The sequence below is a fragment of the Stieleria sp. genome, from assembly GCF_041595215.1.
GTDB lineage: Bacteria > Planctomycetota > Planctomycetia > Pirellulales > Pirellulaceae > Stieleria > Stieleria magnilauensis.
Genome location: NZ_JBFHKV010000946.1, coordinates 1 through 3,409, shown reverse-complemented (window position 1 = coordinate 3,409; position 3,409 = coordinate 1). Strand labels below are relative to the sequence as shown.

The 3,409-nt window shown below is 58.5% G+C and carries 2 protein-coding genes; both read right to left on the bottom strand.

Translation table 11 applies throughout. From position 1 onward, the window contains the following. A partial coding sequence (locus tag ABX749_RS26635) for a hypothetical protein (protein WP_372898674.1) occupies nucleotides 1-2,131 on the bottom strand: 2,131 nt, incomplete at its 3' end. A gap of 250 nt (nucleotides 2,132-2,381) precedes the next feature. Beyond that, the gene (locus ABX749_RS26630; RefSeq protein ID WP_372898673.1) at nucleotides 2,382-3,080 is read right to left on the bottom strand and encodes a hypothetical protein; all 699 of its coding nucleotides are present in this window, start codon (nucleotides 3,078-3,080) and stop codon (nucleotides 2,382-2,384) included. Nucleotides 3,081-3,409: the final 329 nt, after the last annotated feature.

Genomic DNA, 3,409 nt, shown 5'->3' with positions numbered 1-3,409 from the left:
CCATGTCTTGCAGCCCAAAGCCGATGCCGATCGTGATCCCGACCATCAACCATTGGATCGTCACCCAGCGGACGCCGATCAATCGGCAGGCGACGAAGCAACCGATCGCGAACAGGATGCAGCGGCCCAGCACCAAAATCAGATGCTCCATGCCTTCGTCATAGTCCACGCGTTGCAACACCAACGCGTCGAACAGATTCGGCAGCAATCGCGAAACATGAATCGCAACAAACAAGATCGCGGCGGCCCAAACCACGTTCAACAGCGTGACCGGAGTGGCTTGCAACACCGAGGTTGCGACCGTTTGTCCTTGACCGTCATCGGCATAGTGGGTCACGGTATCTTGGACCGTCCACAACACGGGATTCGCCAGGCTCATGTTGGGAATCACGTCCACCCAGAGTGCGACGAAGCAAGAGACCAACGCAACGCCCGCAATGCATTGGCCGAGAAAACCGATTTGGTGCTTCAACACCACGTGTGTTTCATTGATCTCCTCATCGACTTCGGGCTCTTCGATCAATCCATACTCGTCGTACCTGGGTTCGACTTTGGGTTGAGTCAGGTTGCGCCAAGTCTGTTGGAACCCGAGTTGGCCGATCTTCCAGACCACGCCCGCGGTCATCACGAAGATCGCCGACCACGTCGCACGCTTGATCAATTCGCTGGCGGTGTAGCCGTACCCGAGTGAAGAAAGGATTCCCATCAGGACCGGAAACCCAAGAGCGATCGCATACCAAAGGTGTCCAAAACCTGTCGCCAATCGGCCTCCGAACGCCTCAATCGCCGGACAAAGAAACCCTTTGCCGGGACGCAATGCGAAGTGCGCCAAGCCGGCCACGACCAGCATCATGGTTAGAAAGCCGAATCGCCCCAGTGAATCACGCCAGATGCCATGGTCGATCTGTCCCAGCATCGTGATCGCAAAGGTACCGGGGACCAACATCAACCCCGCGATCGACCAATCCTTGAAGGCTTCGGCGCGGGTGGAAAACGTTTTCGACAGGTGTTTGTCGACCAGACCGAAGGGACGTAGCAACTGACGCGGCAGTTCGACCAACAGCCCGATCAGGCTGGCGGCAAACAAACCACTGGCGACCTGGATGATCAGTTCAGAAACGATTCCCTGATTCAGCCACCAGGCGGTCGCGTATCCCTGCAGCGGTACCACCACGGCGACGCCGAGCGTCAACGCGCCGGCGGCAACCACGCGGGTCTTCCCGGCCGTTCGCAGTTTGGATTTCAGACCGATCGCCACCAACCAGCTTTTCAGCCGCCACCGCAGGGCAAACATCAGCCCGATGAACGCCAACAACAGGATTCCCGAAATCTGGTCGTCGGAGAGTTTGCGTTTTAGGTCGCGTCCCAGTTGTCGGGTATGGCGAAATTCGAGCAACGCTGCGATCCCGGCCTTGGCGTCGGCGAAGTCTTGAATCCCGATCGGATCGCCGCTGCGAATCCATGTCGCGTGGCGATTGATCAGCTTGCGAAATTCTGCGGTCGTGGCACTGGTGGCCGACGCGGTCGAATCCAGCCGATCCAGGTTGCGATGATACTTGCGATAGGATTGCTTCAGTTGGTCGACCAATTGGGATCGATGGGTCAGCAAGTCGAGCACTTGCTGCCGCAGCAGCGGCGTCGGCGACTGGCCGCTGGCATCGCCGGTTTCAGCCAGCAACTGATCGGCTTGCTGCTGCAATTGTCCTTCGCCGCCCAGGATCAATTCCAGCTCCAAGGCTTCCTGTTGGGTACGCTGCAGTTCGGCTCGCGCGAAGTGGTTCTCGTTGTCTTGCGTTTGCCAGGAATCCAACTGTTCCTTGCGGTGTCGCAGCAACAGCCCGATGGTGGGCGTCAATCCATACTCGGCCAATTTTCCGCTGACGGATTGGTAGTCGGATTGGATGTCCTCGAGTTTTTGCTCGGCCGCGTCGAGTCGCTGCTGCAGAGTGCGAACCGAAAATCCGAGCTTGGAAAGCTGCTCGGCAAGGTCGGCATTTTGGCTGGCAATCTTGGCCAGGACCGGTGTGGAACGCTCGGCCAGGTCGCGATTCCACTGTGCGATTTGCAAGGCGACTTCCGGCGAAAAACCTTCGCCTTGGTGATCTTCGGCGGACCCCTTCTCGGTCGCCATGCTGCCGGAACTCGTTTTGCCAGCATTGACCGGGACCTGCAGCAGTGGCCGGGGTGACGGCGGCCACCGGGCGTTGTTTTGGGCTGCGGCGCAGTTCGCCCAGATTGTCAACGCGACCAGGCACGTGGAACAGTAAAGCGGACGACGGGGGAGACACAGACCGGACATTGTGAATCCAAGGGGATTGCGAAGTTTGCCAAGTCTGTAGATACGGGCCGAGCCGATCGCGAGTCAAGATTCATGTTTCACGTCAATGGCGCGCATAAATCTTCAGATCGTCCACGACGACGTTTCGGTGGACGGCCAGTCGCAGCATTCGCTTGGTGGGGTGGGCGATGCCTGGCGAGGAGAACGAGCCGACTTCCTTGCCATCGATCGACACGCTCAAGGTGTCGCCGTTGATGGTCGCGACGGCGGTGTACCAGGTTCCTGTTTCCAGCGGGTGGACGAACTTTTTCGATTTAGTCTTCAGCTCTGCTTTCTGGGCGGGGGTGAGTGTGTCGGCTTGGCGGGCCTCACGCGTTTTCAGGTCCATGACACCGGTCTTCAGATCAGCCAGCTCGGTTTGCTTGATGCCGATGACCACTTTGAACAGATGCCCCGCCCAGACCTCTTTGCACTGCAAGTCGGCAAAGTTTAGGCCGAGGGTGTCTTTTTCGTGCTCCAACATAAACTTCACTTCGACCGAACCGTTGCGGAATTCGGCCGGATGGGTGACGGAGACGCCGTGGTCGGCATCCTTGTGCAGGTAGATGTACATCGCGCCGTCTCGGAGATCGACTTGTTTGTTTCCTCCGGCGCGTCGCTCGCTGTTGGTCCCCCAGCCGTTGCCGACTTCGTCTTTCACTTCTTGGGACTCGTTGCGCTCAAAGTCGTCGGCAAAGATCAGGGTGCCCCGATCGTCGGCGAGCAGGTTCGGGACGGCCAAGCAAGCTGATAGCAGGAGCATGCAAGCGGCGATCGATGGTGTCTTCATTACGGAGTCTCTGTTGTTTTCATGTCGAGTGGGTTGGCCAAGGCGTCTGCCATGGTAAGCCGAACGCCTTGTCCGTCCAAGAGAAAACACCCTCGCGATCGAACGCGGTGAAGCATTTATTTCAAGCGTTTACGAGGTGTTCGCGGCAGGGCGCAAGCCCTCCGGTCCTCATCGTTACCGAAATACCGGAGGGCTCGCGCCCTACCGCTAAAAATACGCTTCACAGTGTCGTCCTCGCTCGTTTCGGGCTGCGATCCGCGGCCAAACGCCCGCCAGCCGTGTTACACTGCGTCGGATGCCGT